Consider the following 14,332-nt stretch of genomic DNA (forward strand, 5'->3'; position numbering starts at 1 on the left):
TTGACAGTCGTCCTCGACCCTTGTCATTCAAGCAGTCGTCGTGAAGCCCATCAATCATCCATTTCACTTCGATCCCAGTTACGGTTATTCCCTGGAACGCTTGTTGGCGGTTTCGCCTCCGGCACCGCCCGTGGATTTTGCGGATTTCTGGCGCAAGCGTTATCAAGACGTGCTGAGCATGTCCCCCCATTTCAGCATGGAGCGATCCGGCTCTTACGCGGGCTTTAAAATCTTTGACATACAATATCGGTCCACCGGCGATTTCGATATCGGCGGCTGGCTACTGGAGCCCGAGCATAAGGCCGTAAAACAATGCATTGTGGTGGGCCACGGTTACGGCGGCCGGGATCAGCCGGATTATCATTTCAATATCCCTGAAACCGCATTTCTGTTTCCCTGTTTTCGCGGTATTTCCAGGAGCCGGTCGGCCCGAGTTTCCGAACAGCCAAGTTTTCACGTGCTACACGATATCGACGATCCCGGCCGCTATGTGTTGGGTGGTTGCGTGGACGATTTGTGGTTGGGAGTCAGCCTGATGCGCGCACTATATCCATTGGCCGCGGATAAGATTGGTTACATGGGCATCAGTTTCGGCGGCGGCATAGGTACCTTGGCGCTGCCCTGGGATAAACGCATAGGGCGGGCGCATTTGAACGTGCCGACTTTTGGTTGCCAGCCCTTACGCTTAAGTTTGCCGACCATAGGCAGCGGAGCCGCGGTCAGCGAGTATGTGCGGCAACTCGGTCACATTCCGGCAACCTTGACTTATTATGATGCCGCGATTGCCGCCACTTTTGCCCCGCAACCCGTGCATATCGCCGCCGCCTTATTCGATCCCATGGTCGCGCCCCCCGGACAGTTCGGGATTTACAATGCCTGGGCGGGGGCTAAAACTTTATTCGTCTTGGATGCCGGACATTTTGAATATCCGCGTCAGGCAGAGCAAAATCAGCAGTTGTTATGGGAGATACAAAGATTTTTTGCGGACTGGTCCAGCTAAGTTATGAACCGTGAATATCATCACTGGTACAGCCCCCGGTTGGGGCGAGACATGGAATTTTTGGTATTCGGCCACGCGGGCGCCAAGGTGTTGGTATTCCCCACCCGGGACGGCCGGTTTTACGAATACGAAAACCTCAGGATAGTGGAAACCCTGCAACACAAAATCGAGGCGGGGCATCTGCAATTATTTTGCGTGGACAGCGTGGACCATGAAACCTTTTATTGTTTCTGGTCGCAGCCGAGGGACCGGATTCAACGGCATATTCATTTCGAGCAATATATATTGAACGAAGTCATGCCGTTCATGAATGCCAAAAACCCGCATCCCTGCACCATTTCGCATGGCTGCAGTTTGGGCGCCTATCACGCCGCCAATCTGGCCTTCAGGCATCCGCAACATTTTCAAAAGTTGGTGGCCTTTTCCGGACGCTTCGACTTGACCCTGGAAGTAGAGCATTTCAAGAATTTGTTTGACGGTTACTACGACGAAGATATTTACTTCCATACCCCCAGCCATTTTTTGCCGAATCTGACCGATCATACCCAGTTGAACCAAATACGCCGCATGGACATCACATTGGTCATTGGCAAGGAGGATCCCTTTTTGCAGAACAATCGGGAGCTTAGCCATATCCTCAATCAAAAAGGTATTCGCCATGCATTTTACGAGTGGGACAGCCGGGCCCATCAAGGTTATTACTGGCGACAAATGGCGCGCCTATATATTTGATGGATTCAAATCAGTCGCGTTTATCCTCGGTTTCATCCCAATTCATCGTTATTTCTCATGATCAAACGTATCTTCATCGTCTTATTGCTGACCGTAGCGGTTTTGGGTGGTATTTTTGCCTTCAAGTTTTATCAGATCAGGCAAGCCGAAAGCCTGATACAGCCGCCGCCGCCGGCGGTTGTGGCCGCCGCCACGGTCAGGTCCGAGCAATGGCCCTCCGCGTTAACGGCGGTGGGCAGTTTTTCGCCGGTGGCCGGGGTGAATGTCAGCAACGAAGTGGCCGGTAAAATCAGCGCCTTGCACTTTCAGTCCGGGCAGTCCGTGGCCGCCGGCCAGTTATTGCTTGAATTGGATGCCGATACCGACCGCGCGGAACTGGAAGGCTTGCGGGCGGAGTTGCAGTTGGCCAAGGTTCGCCTGCAGCGTAGCGAAAAGATGCTGGATAAAAAATATGTCTCCCAAGCCGATTACGATCAACATGTCGCCCAATTGCAACAGGCCAGTGCCGCCGTGCAGGCCAAAATCACCCGGATCGATAAAAAAATGATTCGCGCGCCGTTTGCCGGCGAACTGGGCATTCGGCAGGTCAATCTCGGCCAGTATCTGGGCGAGGGTGCGGCCATTGTCAGCCTGCAGCAATTGGAGCCGATCCATCTGGATTTCAGCTTGCCGGAAAGACATATCAGCCAGCTGGCCAGGAATCAGTCCATCAGCGCCACCGTGCAAGCCTACCCGGGTGAAGTGTTTAGCGGCAAAATCGCCGCCTTGAATCCCGGGGTGGAACAAGATACCCGTTCGCTAAAAGTGCGCGCCAAACTGGACAACAAGGACAAGCGCCTGCGTCCCGGCATGTTTGCGCAGGTCCGCATCGAATCGGGCGGCCCGCGGCCGGTCTTGACGCTGCCGGATACCGCCATCAGTTACAACCCCTACGGTAATTCCGTGTTTTTAATCGAGCAAGGCAGCCAGGGCTTGAGCGTGCAAAACCGTCAGGTGACGACCGGCCAAAACCGGGAGGGCAGGGTGGAAATCGTCAGCGGTCTGCAAGAAGGCGACCGGGTGGTCAGTGCCGGACAGGTCAAACTGCGTAACGGCATGCCGGTCAGCATAGACGCCCGGCCCGCGCCCGGAGAGAGGGAGAGCGGTCAGTGAAATTCACCGATTTATTCATTCAACGCCCGGTACTGGCCAGCGTGGTCAGTTTGCTGATTTTGGTGTTGGGACTTCGCGCCATTACCGTATTGGAACTGCGCCAATATCCGGAAACCGAAAATACCGTGGTCACCGTCACCACGGCCTATCCGGGCGCCAACAGCGAATTGGTGAAGGGTTTTATTACCAATCCCTTGCAGCAGGCCATGGCCGAAGCGGACGGCATCGATTATCTGTCCTCCAGCAGCCGGCAGGGCAGTTCCGTTATCGAAGCCCACATGCGCCTGAATTACGATCCCAACGCCGCCGTGGCGGAGATCCAGGCCAAGGTGGCCAGCCAGCGCAACGTGTTGCCGGCGGAAGCCGAAGATCCGGTGATCACCTCGCAGACCGGCGAGAGCACCGCGTTGATGTATATCGCGCTATACAGCGATAGTCTGACGGCGGCCCAGTTAAGCGATTACATTCTGCGCGTGGTGCAACCCAAAATTCAGGCGGTACCGGGCGTCGGCAAGGCCAAGGTGCTGGGCAACAAAACCTTTGCGATGCGAATCTGGCTGGATCCGGAGCGCATGGCCTCGCTGGGGGTGACGGCTACCGACGTCGGCAATGTGCTGCGGGAAAACAATTATTTATCCGGCGCCGGCAGTACCAAGGCCAATTTCGTCAAGATAGACCTGCGCGCCACCACCGATGCGGTCAACGAAGCCGAATTCCGCCGGCTGGTGGTGGGCAATCGCAATGGTACCCTGGTCAGGCTGGAAGACATCGCCGACACCGAGCTGGGCAGCGAGGACTACGATTCGGTGAATTGGTACAAGGGCAAAATGGCCATTTTCATGGGCATAGAACAGGCTCCCGGCGCCAACCCGCTCAGCGTGGCCAAGGCGGTCAAACTGCAATTGAAGGACATCGAACGCGATCTGCCGGACGCCATGCGGATTTTCCTGCCCTACGATGCCAGCCAATTCATTGAAGACTCCATCAACGAGGTGTTCAGAACCTTGATCGAAGCGGTGGCCATCGTGCTGGCGATCATTTTTCTATCGCTGGGCTCCCTGCGCGCCGCCTTGGTGCCGGCGGTTACCGTGCCGCTGTCGCTGATAGGCGGAGCCTTTTTGATGTTGGCCATGGGGTTTTCGATCAATTTGCTGACCATGCTGGCCCTGGTATTGGCGATAGGGTTGGTGGTCGATGACGCCATTGTCATGGTGGAAAACATCCATAGGCATATCGAGGAGGGGCAGCCGCGCATGCAAGCCGCCATACTCGGCGCCCGCGAACTGGGTCTGCCGGTCATCGCCATGACCACTACCTTGATAGCCGTTTATGCGCCGATCGGCTTCATGGGCGGCTTGGTCGGCACCCTGTTTACCGAATTCGCCTTTTCGCTGGCCGGGGCGGTGTTGGTGTCCGGCGTGGTGGCCTTGACGCTGTCGCCGATGATGAGCTCGCGCTTTCTCAAGGAGGCCGGCACGCCGGGCCGCTTTGAATTGGCCGTCGAACATTTTTTCGACGGCTTGGCGGCGGTTTATCGGCGCTTTCTGCACAAGGCGCTGGAGTTCCCCTCCACAATTGCCCTGTTCGCCTTAATGGTTTTGGTAAGTATTTATTTCATGTTCATGCTGACCAACAAGGAATTGGCGCCCACCGAGGACCAGAGCATTCTGTTCGCCATGGCCAGCGGACCGCAGACCGCCACCTTGCAATACAACGAGGCCTATGCCCGCGAGTTGATCGCGCAATTCGAGACGGTGCCGGAGTACAAGGAAAGCTTTTTGATCATGGGTTTCGGCGGCGATACCAGTACCGTGTTCAGCGGCTTCAAAATGCCGTCCACCTTCGAGCGCCAGCGGTCGCAAACCGATATCCAACCGGAACTGCAAGCCAAGGTCGGCCAAATTGCCGGTTTTCAGACAGCGGTGATTCCGCGCCCCAGCCTGCCGGGTTCCGGCGGCGGCTTGCCGATGCAATTTGTGATGGTGACGGACGCCGATTACACGGCGCTGGATCAGGTGGCCGACCAGTTACTGGACAAGGCCATGCTGAGCGGCAAGTTTGCCTTTCTGATGAAGGACGTCAATTTCAACCGGCCGCAAACCACACTGGTCATCGATCGCGACCGGGCCGCCGATTTGGGCATCAACATGCAGGATATCGGTAAAAATCTGGCTACCCTGCTGGGAGGGCAATATGTGAACCGCTTTAGTCTGCAGGGTCGCAGTTACAAGGTGATTCCGCAGGTAGACGATCCGGCCCGCATGGATGCCAGCAAGTTCGACAATTACTATCTGCGTACCTCATCCGGCGGACAGGTGCCGTTGTCCTCCCTGATCAAATTGGAAAATTCCGTGGAGCCGGGCAAGCGCACCCAGTTTCAACAGTTGAACAGCCTGACGATCAACGGCATGATGGCGCCGGGTGTCGGTCTGGGCGATGCGATGGCCTATATGGAACAACTCGCCCAAGAGGTGTTTCCGCGCGGTTTTAGTTTCGACTATACCGGCGCCTCGCGCCAATACGCGCAACAGGGCAGCGCGCTGATAGTTACCTTTTTCATGGCCTTGCTGGTGATTTATCTGGTGCTGGCGGCGCAATTCGAGAGCTGGCGCGATCCCTTGATTATCCTGATTTCCGTACCCTTATCCATCGCCAGCGCGCTGGCCTTCATGATGCTGGGTTTTGCCACGGTCAATATTTACACGCAGGTCGGCTTGATTACCCTGATCGGCTTGGTGGCCAAAAACGGCATATTGATCGTGGAATTCGCCAATCAATTGCAGTTGCGGCAAGGATTGGACAAATTCAAGGCGGTCGAGCAGGCCGCCACCATCCGCTTGCGGCCCATACTGATGACCACGGTTTCGATGATAGTGGCGATGGTGCCCTTGTTGATGGCTGCCGGGCCCGGTGCCGCCAGCCGCTTCGATATCGGCTTGGTAATCGCCAGCGGTTTGGGCATTGGGACCCTGTTTACCCTGCTGGTGGTGCCGGCGTTTTATTTGTTGCTGGCGAGAGATCATCAGCACTCATAGGGACGGCGAGGCTGCCAGATCCGTTAAAGTGTAAAATGGCATTCTTAATCGCCGGCGAGGCGGCCGGCGGCCACATCCCGTTTCATCCTTGTTTAATTTCATCAACATTAAAAATTCAATGAGCACTCTACCCAATTGCCCCGAATGCGGTTCGGAATACACTTATGCCGACAGCAGTAACTACATCTGTCCCGAGTGCGCCCACGAATGGCCGCTGGACGGATCAGCCGAAAATGCCGGCGATGACCGCATCATCAAAGACGCTAATGGGAATGTGTTGCGGGACGGCGACAGCGTTACCGTCATCAAGGACTTGAAAGTCAAGGGCTCTTCCCTGGTGGTCAAAGTCGGCACCAAGGTCAAGAATATCCGGCTGGTGGATGGCGACCACGATATCGATTGCAAAATCGACGGCATAGGCGCGATGAAGCTGAAATCGGAATTCGTCAAAAAAGTCTAGCGCATCCGGGTTGCGGCTTATTGAGCTTAATTAGGCCGGCGTCCCCGATAACTTCGCTATTTTATCCCTAACCCTAACCCTAACCCTAACCCTAACCCTAACCCTAACCCTAACCCTAACCCTAACCCTAACCCTAACCCTAACCCTAACCCTAACCCTAACCCTAACCCTAACCCTAACCCTAACCGTCTCCCGGCGGAGTTTGTCGTAAAAGCTCCCTCTCTTCGCGGGAAGGGAACCTAATGCGGAAATTATTGTGAGCAGCCTGCCGGGTTCTCAACGTTTGTGGATTTATTCAGCGCCATTTATGAACAAAAGCGATTTCAACTATCACCTGCCGCCCGAATTGATCGCCCAAAAACCCTTGCCGCAACGCAGCGCCAGCCGGCTATTGCAATTGAATAGGCAAACCGGGGCGGTATGCGATCGTCAATTCAGCGACTTTGTCGGCCTGCTCGATCAACGCGATTTACTGGTTTTTAACGACACCCAGGTGATTCCGGCCCGCCTTTATGCGCACAAAGCCACTGGCGGCAAGGTGGAAATTCTGATCGAGCGGATAGAAGACTCCCGTCGGGCTCTGGCGCATATCAAGGCCAGCAAGGCGCCCAAGGCCGGTTCGTTGCTGCACTTGCAAAACGGTAGCGTATGCCGGGTGCTGGGCCGGGAGCAGGATTTGTTCGAACTGCGCTTCGACATCGAGCGAGGCTTGCTGGAACTGTTGGCGGAAATAGGCCACATGCCGCTGCCGCCGTATATCGACCGGCCGGACGACATCGAGGACCTGGAGCGTTACCAGACCGTTTTCGCCCGACAGGCCGGCGCGGTGGCGGCACCGACCGCCGGTCTGCATTTCGATGCGGAAACCATGCGGATGCTGGAGCAACAAGCCATACCGCGTTGCTTCGTTACCCTGCACGTCGGCAGCGGTACTTTTCAACCGGTGCGGGTGGACGATTTAAGCCAACACGTCATGCATAGGGAGTTCTACGAGGTATCCGAATCTTGCGTGGAGGCCGTCAAACAGTGCCGGGAACGCGGCGGCCGGGTGGTGGCAATAGGTACCACGGCGGTAAGGGCATTGGAATCGGCGTCCGCCTCGGGCGAACTGGTCGCCGGATGCGGTGATACCCGCTTGTTTATCACCCCCGGATACGGCTTCAAAACCGTGGATGCCATGCTGACCAATTTTCATTTGCCGGAATCCACCTTGTTGATGCTGATTTCCGCCTTCGCCGGCTATCAATCCGTCATGAACGCATACCGGCACGCGATTGCCCAGCGTTACCGGTTCTTCAGTTACGGCGATGCAATGGCCATTTTTTAAAGGCTTTTCAGTGCGACGGCCGAAAGCGAATAGCCATGGCCCGCTCTGACCTGAGTCAAACAATGCCGTAAAAAACTGTCGCTCCGGTCACAAAACTTTGCCGCGCATCCTCCCGCCAGCCCCGATATTAGCCATCCGGCTGTTTATTTCAATGTAATAAGTACGGTTTGCCGCCCATTTGGGTTAGCATGCGGAATCTGTCTGTTAACGGAGGGGATATGTGGGCTTTTTTTGATCAGGCATTTAATCTGACCGGTCTGGTTCCGCACGGATTCTGTTTGAAATGGAACCCGCTGCTGCTCTGGACCATGGTGGGCTCGGACGCCATCATCGCGGTATCTTATTTTTCCATTCCCTTCGCGCTTTGGTATTTCACTCGCAAACGACCCGACATACACAATCGCTGGTTGTTCATATTGTTCGGCTTGTTCATCGTGGCCTGCGGAATTACCCACCTGCTGGAAGTGATAACCATCTGGCGGCCGGATTATTGGGCGACCGCCTTGGCCAAGTTGCTGACGGCCGTACTGTCATTCGGAACCGCAGTCATCATCTGGCTGAAAATGCCCCAAGCCCTGCTGGCGCCGTCCGTGCAGCAATTGGAACAGGCCAAATCGGAACTGGAAGTCTTAAACGCCGATTTGGAAAAACGGGTACGGGAAAGGACCGAAGCGCTGGCTGACTCCAACATAAAACTGCACGCCACCCTAAGCGAATTGACCGCGCTGCACGAGCGTTTGCAAACCGAAAAAGCCCTGTTGCGCGGCTTGATAGACAATATTCCCGACTACATTTTCGTCAAAAATACCGACAGCAGCTACATGGCCTGCAACAAGGCGGTGGAAAAATTTTTCGGCGTGCCCGAAAGCGAAATCGTCGGTAAAAGCGATTTCGATTTTGTCGATGCCGAAACGGCGGCGATATTTCGGCAAGGGGACAAGGAAACGCTGGCCGGCGACAGGGCCAAACTGCGTGAAGAATGGATCAACTATCCCGACGGCGGAAAGCAGTGTCTTGAGACCATGAAAATCCCTTTCAGGGACGAACTGGGAAAAACCCTGGGATTGATAGGCGTGGCCCGCGACGTCACCGAACGCAAGCAGGCCGATCACAAACTGCAGTTGGCGGCCAGTGTTTTTACCCACGCCCGCGAAGGCATCATGATAGCCGATGCCTCCGGCACCATCATCGACGTCAACGAGACTTTTAGCCGGATTACCGGTTATAGCCGCGAGGAAGTCGTCGGAAAAAATCCCCGCATCCTGCAGTCCGGCCGCCAGGACGCGGATTTTTACGCAATCATGTGGAAAGCCTTGCTGGAAAAGGGACACTGGTACGGCGAAATCTGGAACCGGCATAAGAACGGCAAGGTGTTCGCCGAGATGATCACCATCAGCGCCGTGGCCGACGCCTCGGGACAGGCGCGGAATTACGTCGCCCTGTTCACCGACATTACCCAGATGAAGGCCCACCAGCAAGAACTCGAACATATTGCCCATTACGACGCCCTGACCGGCCTGCCCAACCGGGTATTGCTGACCGACCGTCTGCAACAGGCCATGCTGCAGAGCGAACGGCGCAACCAATCGCTGGCCGTGGTATATCTGGATCTGGACGGCTTCAAGGCTGTCAACGACAATTACGACCATCAGATCGGCGACGAGCTGTTGATCGCCATTGCCAGACGCATGAAGGAGGCTCTTAGGGAAGGCGATACGCTGGCGCGCATCGGCGGCGACGAGTTCGTGGCTATTTTGGTCGACCTGCAACAGATTGCCGATTGCGAACCGGTTTTGGCCCGGCTGCTACGCGCCGCTTCCAGCCCGATCCGGCTGGCGGATACCGAGATGCGGCTTTCCGCCAGTATCGGCGTCACGCTGTATCCTCGGGATAATGCCGACGCCGACCAGTTGATACGCCATGCCGACCAAGCCATGTATCTTGCCAAGCAGGACGGCAAGGACCGTTACCATCTGTTCGACATCGAGCACGATGCCGAGATCAAGACCCAGCAGGAGCGTTTGGAGGACATACGCCATGCGCTGGGCAATCTGGAATTCGTGCTGTATTACCAACCGAAGATCGATATCGTCAGCGGCGAGGTCATCGGCGCGGAAGCGCTGATTCGCTGGCAACATCCGCGGCGCGGCTTATTGGCGCCGGCCGAATTTTTGCCGTTTATCGAGACCCATCCCCTAAGCGTCAGCCTGGGCGAATGGGTGATAAGCGAGGCCTTGACCCAGATGCGCGACTGGCATGCCCAGGGTATCGATATCGTCGTCAGCGTCAATATTGGCGCCAGACAATTTCAGCAAAGCGATTTCGTCGAGCGCATCGCTCGCTTGTTGGCGGAATATCCGGATGTGCCGCCGTCCCGGCTGGAACTGGAGGTGCTGGAGACCAGCGCGCTGGAAGACCTGGCCGCTGTTTCCGAAAAAATCAAGGCCTGCCGGGAGATGGGGGTCCGCTTCGCGCTGGACGATTTCGGCACCGGTTTTTCCTCGCTGACCTACCTGCGGCATTTGCCGGTCGACATACTCAAAATAGACCAAAGCTTTGTCAGGGACATGCTGGTCGACCAGGACGATCTGGCGATTGTCAACGGCGTGATCGGCTTGGCCAATATCTTTTCCCGCCAAGTCATCGCCGAGGGCGTGGAAACCATGAGCCATGCGCAAAAACTGCTGGCCATGGGCTGCCGCTTGGCGCAGGGATACGGCATCGCCCATCCCATGAAGGCGGCCGAATTGCCGGATTGGGTCGGTAAATGGACGGCGGACGGTTGCTGGAAAGCTTGAGGCGCGGCGCGGTCGCGCCGGCATTATGCCAACAGCTCGAGCACATGCAGCTGAATCGCCAGTTTCGTCAATTCGATATCGCTGTTTACGCCCAATTTGCTTTTGATCAGATAATGGCTATTGCCGGCCGTTTTGACGCTGATATTAAGCATGCCGGCGATGTCGGCATGGCTTTTCCCCGCCACCAGCAAACGTAAAATTTCAAATTCCCTTGGTGTCAGCGTTTCCAGTGCCAATTGTTGCTTGCCCAGCTTCTCCAGCGCCAGTATTTGGGCCATATCGGCGCTCAACGCATGTCGGCCGGCGAACACCTCCCGGAGGGCATGCAGCAAAACCCCGGGCTCGCTGCTTTTGGTCACATAGCCCAAGGCGCCGGCGCGCAAAGCCCGCAGGGCGAATTCCGGGTTTTGGTGCATGCTGAACACCAGAATTGCGGCATTGCCGCTATGCTGTTTGATACGCCTTATCAGTTCCAGGCCGCTGCCGCCGGGCAGGGAAATGTCGGTAAGCACCAAATCCGGCCGGTGTTGTTTGAACTGTCGATAGGCCTGCTCGGCATCGCCGGCCTCCGCGACAACCGCCAAATCCGTCTGTTTGGCCAATAATGCCCGGTAGCCCTCGCGGACGATGGCGTGGTCATCGACCAATAAAATGCGGATGGCCGTCATGCCCGCATTCCGGTAACGCCGACGGGTAGTTGTATGGCAACGATCAAGCCCCGAGGCTCGCCTATCGCCAACTCGAGTTGCCCGTTTAGGGCCGCCACGCGTTCGCGCATGCCGGACAAGCCGATGCCGCCACTATCGGCAAACGGCAAGCGGTCGGCTTTGCCGTTGTCGCTGACGGTCAGGCGGGCGGCATCGGCGCCAACGCTCAACTCTATCCGGGCGGCGGAGGCGTCGGCATGTCTGGCGATGTTGGTCAAACATTCCTGGGTGATTCTGAACAGGTTTATGGCTTGCTCGTCAGACAATAAAGCGCAATCGCCGCCGATATGTAACTGAAAACGGGTCTTGCCGCGGCTACGGCCGTTCCAGCCGGCAACCAAGCCGGCTAGACTGGCGGCCAAACCCAATTCGTCGAATTCGGCCGGCCGCAAGCGGCCCAGCAGTTGCCGCACGCTGTCCATCATGTGTGCGCCGATGCGGCCGATATGATCGATTTCGGACAGTAATTGCGGGCATTCCCGGGCGGCAGTCTGCCGGACGCAGGCGGTGACGGCCTGAATGGCCGCCAGGCATTGGCCGAATTCGTCGTGCAGTTCTCGGGTCATGTAGCGGCGCTCCGCTTCCCGCAGCGTAATCAACTTGGTGACCAGTTGCCGGCGTTCCGCCAGCAATTGCTGTTGGCTGGCCGCCAGTTGGTTGATGGCCGTCGCGATGCGTTGCCATTCGTTCAATTCGAAGGCTGGCAAGCGCAAATCCAGCCGCCCCGACTCCATGGCGGCAATACCCTCTACGATGGTTTTTGCCGGTCTCAAGGCGCGGCGCAAACTCAGACAAACCAGCAGGCATACCGCAAAAAGGGTGACGCCGGACAATGCCGTCAAAGTCAGGGTTTTATTCCAGGCCTCGGCAATTTCCAGCTCGGCGCTGGGAGTGACGGTCAGCGAACCGTGGATCTGGCCTTGCCAGGCAATGGGTCTGACAACCGGGCGGCCGGGATTGAATAGCCAACGGTAGCCGCTATCGAAAAATTCGGGCCAGTCCGCCGGGTCCGGCTTCAATCCGGTGCAAAGGCTGCGCGCCAGCGGACGCTCGGCGCCGCTATAGCTCAGGCAAACGCCGGCCTGGCCGCCGGACTGTTTCCAAAACTCGAAGTCAGGGAAGGGCGTGGCCAGACCGATACCGGCCTTATGCAACAATAGTTGAGATTCCAGCAGTTTGCCTTGCGAATCGGCGATGCGCCATGCCGCTTGCATGGCCTGCCCATGGCTATGAAACAGGGCATAAGCCGAGACCGCCAACAGGCATGCCATGGCAATACCGGCGATCCTGCTCAACAAATGCAATTGTAGATTCATGGCTGGTCTGTGTGTTGCGACGGAGGACGGCGCATTGTAAGAGTTGCCGGCCCAACTTGACAGCCGGTGCGGCAATCGCGGGCAATTTGCCCGGATTCGTCGGGCGAATATCGGCTTACAGCCGCCGGGGCGGCGCATAAGCTATGCGTGAGTTTTATGTAATCAACCAAGAGGACGCCCCATGAGTCATTTCAGTTTCGACGATAGCCGCATTTGCTGGCAAGCCGTGCCGGATATCGCCCATTTGCAGTATTCGATTTTGGATATCGATCAAGACCGCCGCATCATCGATGTGTTGTTTAAATTTGCCGCCGGCCGGCGGATTGTGCTGCATAGGCATAAAGTGTTGAATAAAACCCTGGTCATCCAGGGCGAGCACCGCCTGTACGAGGCGGACGGCAGGCTGATGGATGTCAGGCCGGCCGGGCGCTATACCAGCAGCGAAGCCTCCGACAAACCGCATAGGGAAGGCGGCGGCGAGCAGGATGCCGTCGTGCTGTTCAGCATTCGCGGCGGCGACGGGGTTTTGTACGAAATTCTCGATGACGCTATGCAATGCATAGGCGAGCTGAGCTGGCGGGACTTCATCGATCTTTATGACGCGCAGCCTGGGGTCCGCAAGGAGGACGCATGCGGCCGCGCTTAAGAGTGTTAGCCGCCTTGGCGTGTCTGGCGGCCGGTTTTAATGCGGCCGCCAAGCCGCGTATCGCGGTACTGGATGTCGAGCTGTACGATACCACCCTGCTGCCGAACGGCGCGCGGGAACGGCAACGCACCGCCGGCATGCGGAGTTTGCTGGAGCAGTCGCTGGCGCAAAACGCTGCCTACGACATCGTCGGTATCGATGCCGAATCGCGGGCGGCCGCCGAGGCCGGTTTCGGCTATTTGTTCGCCCATCACGACGCGGCGGCAAAGCTGGGGCGGCGCTTCGGCGCCGACTGGGTGCTGGTCGCCCGACACGGCAAACCCAGCTTTCTGTATTCGGATCTGACGGTGCAACTGATTGATGTCAATAGCGAACGCTTGGCGGCGCGCTACAGCATCGAATTGAAAGGCAATCACGCCGCCGTTACGCAACGGGGCGTGGATAAATTGGCCGCCAAATTAAAAACGTTTATAGCGGGCGAAATGCGGGTGCCTTAGAACACGCCATGGCCTATTTGACCGCCACGAAGGGGTTGTGGCGCATTTCGGCGGCAAAGGTGGACATGGGGCCGTGGCCGGGAATGAAAGCGATATCGCCGCCCAGCGGCCACAGTTTGAGCTGGATGGAGTCGATCAGGGTTTGATAGTCGCCGCGCGGAAAATCGGTGCGGCCTATCGAACCCTTGAATAGTACATCGCCGACGATGGCCAAACGGGCGGCGGCGTTAAAAAACACCACATGGCCGGGGGTATGGCCGGGGCAATGGATAACCTGTAAGGTCTGTTCGCCCACCTGAACCGTGTCGCCGTCATTTAACCAGCGGGTGGGTTGAAACGATTCGCTGGCGGGAAAACCGAACATGCGGCATTGTTCCGCCAGACTTTGTATCCAAAACTCATCCTCCCGTTGCGGTCCGATGATGGGCAGATTCAAGCGTTTGGCTAATTCGGCCACGCCGCCGATATGGTCCATGTGGCCGTGGGTGACCAGAATGGCTTGCAGTTCGACGCCTTGCTGTTTTACTTCCGCCAACAATATATCCAGGTCGCCGCCGGGATCTACCAACGCGGCCCGGCGGGTTTTTTCGCACACCAGCAGCGTGCAGTTTTGTTGATACGGCGTGACCGGAATGATGGTGTAGTGCATGGGAGTGTTCGGG

General features: G+C 57.0%; 12 protein-coding genes. 9 read left to right on the forward strand and 3 right to left on the reverse strand.

All coding sequences use genetic code 11. The annotated features are described in order from the left end of the window. Positions 1-40 precede the first annotated feature (40 nt). The 7 genes from NP590_RS01640 (at position 41) to NP590_RS01670 (ending at position 10,504) form a co-directional block, all read left to right on the forward strand. On the forward strand, positions 41-1,000 hold the full coding sequence (locus tag NP590_RS01640; RefSeq protein WP_256600406.1) for an acetylxylan esterase: 960 nt from the start codon (positions 41-43) through the stop codon (positions 998-1,000). Positions 1,001-1,003: 3 nt separating this feature from the next. Then, positions 1,004-1,732, forward strand: a complete 729-nt coding sequence (locus tag NP590_RS01645) for an esterase family protein (protein WP_256600407.1) — start codon at positions 1,004-1,006, stop codon at positions 1,730-1,732. 57 nt (positions 1,733-1,789) lie between these two features. Then, on the forward strand, positions 1,790-2,884 hold the full coding sequence (locus NP590_RS01650; RefSeq protein WP_256600408.1) for an efflux RND transporter periplasmic adaptor subunit: 1,095 nt from the start codon (positions 1,790-1,792) through the stop codon (positions 2,882-2,884). Further along, entirely contained in the window at positions 2,881-5,919 is a 3,039-nt protein-coding gene (locus NP590_RS01655) for an efflux RND transporter permease subunit (RefSeq protein ID WP_256600409.1), read from the forward strand. The genes NP590_RS01650 and NP590_RS01655 overlap by 4 nt, the downstream gene beginning before the upstream one ends. A 118-nt stretch (positions 5,920-6,037) precedes the next feature. After that, positions 6,038-6,379 carry a zinc ribbon domain-containing protein YjdM gene (locus NP590_RS01660; protein ID WP_256600410.1) on the forward strand — a complete coding sequence of 114 codons (342 nt, stop codon included), beginning with the start codon at positions 6,038-6,040 and terminating at the stop codon, positions 6,377-6,379. A 307-nt stretch (positions 6,380-6,686) separates the two neighbouring features. After that, positions 6,687-7,706 carry a tRNA preQ1(34) S-adenosylmethionine ribosyltransferase-isomerase QueA gene (queA, locus tag NP590_RS01665; RefSeq protein ID WP_256600411.1) on the forward strand — a complete coding sequence of 340 codons (1,020 nt, stop codon included), beginning with the start codon at positions 6,687-6,689 and terminating at the stop codon, positions 7,704-7,706. A 218-nt stretch (positions 7,707-7,924) separates the two neighbouring features. Next, positions 7,925-10,504, forward strand: coding sequence for an EAL domain-containing protein (locus NP590_RS01670; protein ID WP_256600413.1), 2,580 nt, complete (start codon positions 7,925-7,927; stop codon positions 10,502-10,504). Positions 10,505-10,527: 23 nt separating this feature from the next. Here NP590_RS01670 and NP590_RS01675 read toward each other — a convergent pair whose 3' ends face one another. Together NP590_RS01675 and NP590_RS01680 are read right to left on the reverse strand one after the other, a co-directional pair. Further along, complete coding sequence (locus NP590_RS01675) at positions 10,528-11,172, reverse strand: response regulator transcription factor (RefSeq protein ID WP_256600415.1); 645 nt, start codon at positions 11,170-11,172, stop codon at positions 10,528-10,530. Beyond that, positions 11,169-12,527 (reverse strand): sensor histidine kinase, encoded by a 1,359-nt coding sequence (locus NP590_RS01680; protein ID WP_256600416.1) that lies wholly within the window; start codon positions 12,525-12,527, stop codon positions 11,169-11,171. Before NP590_RS01680 ends, NP590_RS01675 begins: the two co-directional genes overlap by 4 nt. A gap of 181 nt (positions 12,528-12,708) precedes the next feature. Between NP590_RS01680 and NP590_RS01685 the strand changes: the two genes are divergently transcribed. Together NP590_RS01685 and NP590_RS01690 are read left to right on the forward strand one after the other, a co-directional pair. Then, positions 12,709-13,173, forward strand: coding sequence for a cupin domain-containing protein (locus NP590_RS01685; protein ID WP_256600417.1), 465 nt, complete (start codon positions 12,709-12,711; stop codon positions 13,171-13,173). Next, positions 13,158-13,670, forward strand: a complete 513-nt coding sequence (locus NP590_RS01690; RefSeq protein ID WP_256600418.1) for a DUF2380 domain-containing protein — start codon at positions 13,158-13,160, stop codon at positions 13,668-13,670. Before NP590_RS01685 ends, NP590_RS01690 begins: the two co-directional genes overlap by 16 nt. Before the next feature lie 13 nt (positions 13,671-13,683). Here NP590_RS01690 and NP590_RS01695 read toward each other — a convergent pair whose 3' ends face one another. Next, a complete protein-coding gene (locus NP590_RS01695) occupies positions 13,684-14,319 on the reverse strand; it encodes an MBL fold metallo-hydrolase (protein WP_256600419.1) in 636 nt (211 codons plus the stop codon). Positions 14,320-14,332: the final 13 nt, after the last annotated feature.

The sequence above is a fragment of the Methylomonas subterranea genome (assembly GCF_024505185.1).
GTDB lineage: Bacteria > Pseudomonadota > Gammaproteobacteria > Methylococcales > Methylomonadaceae > Methylomonas > Methylomonas subterranea.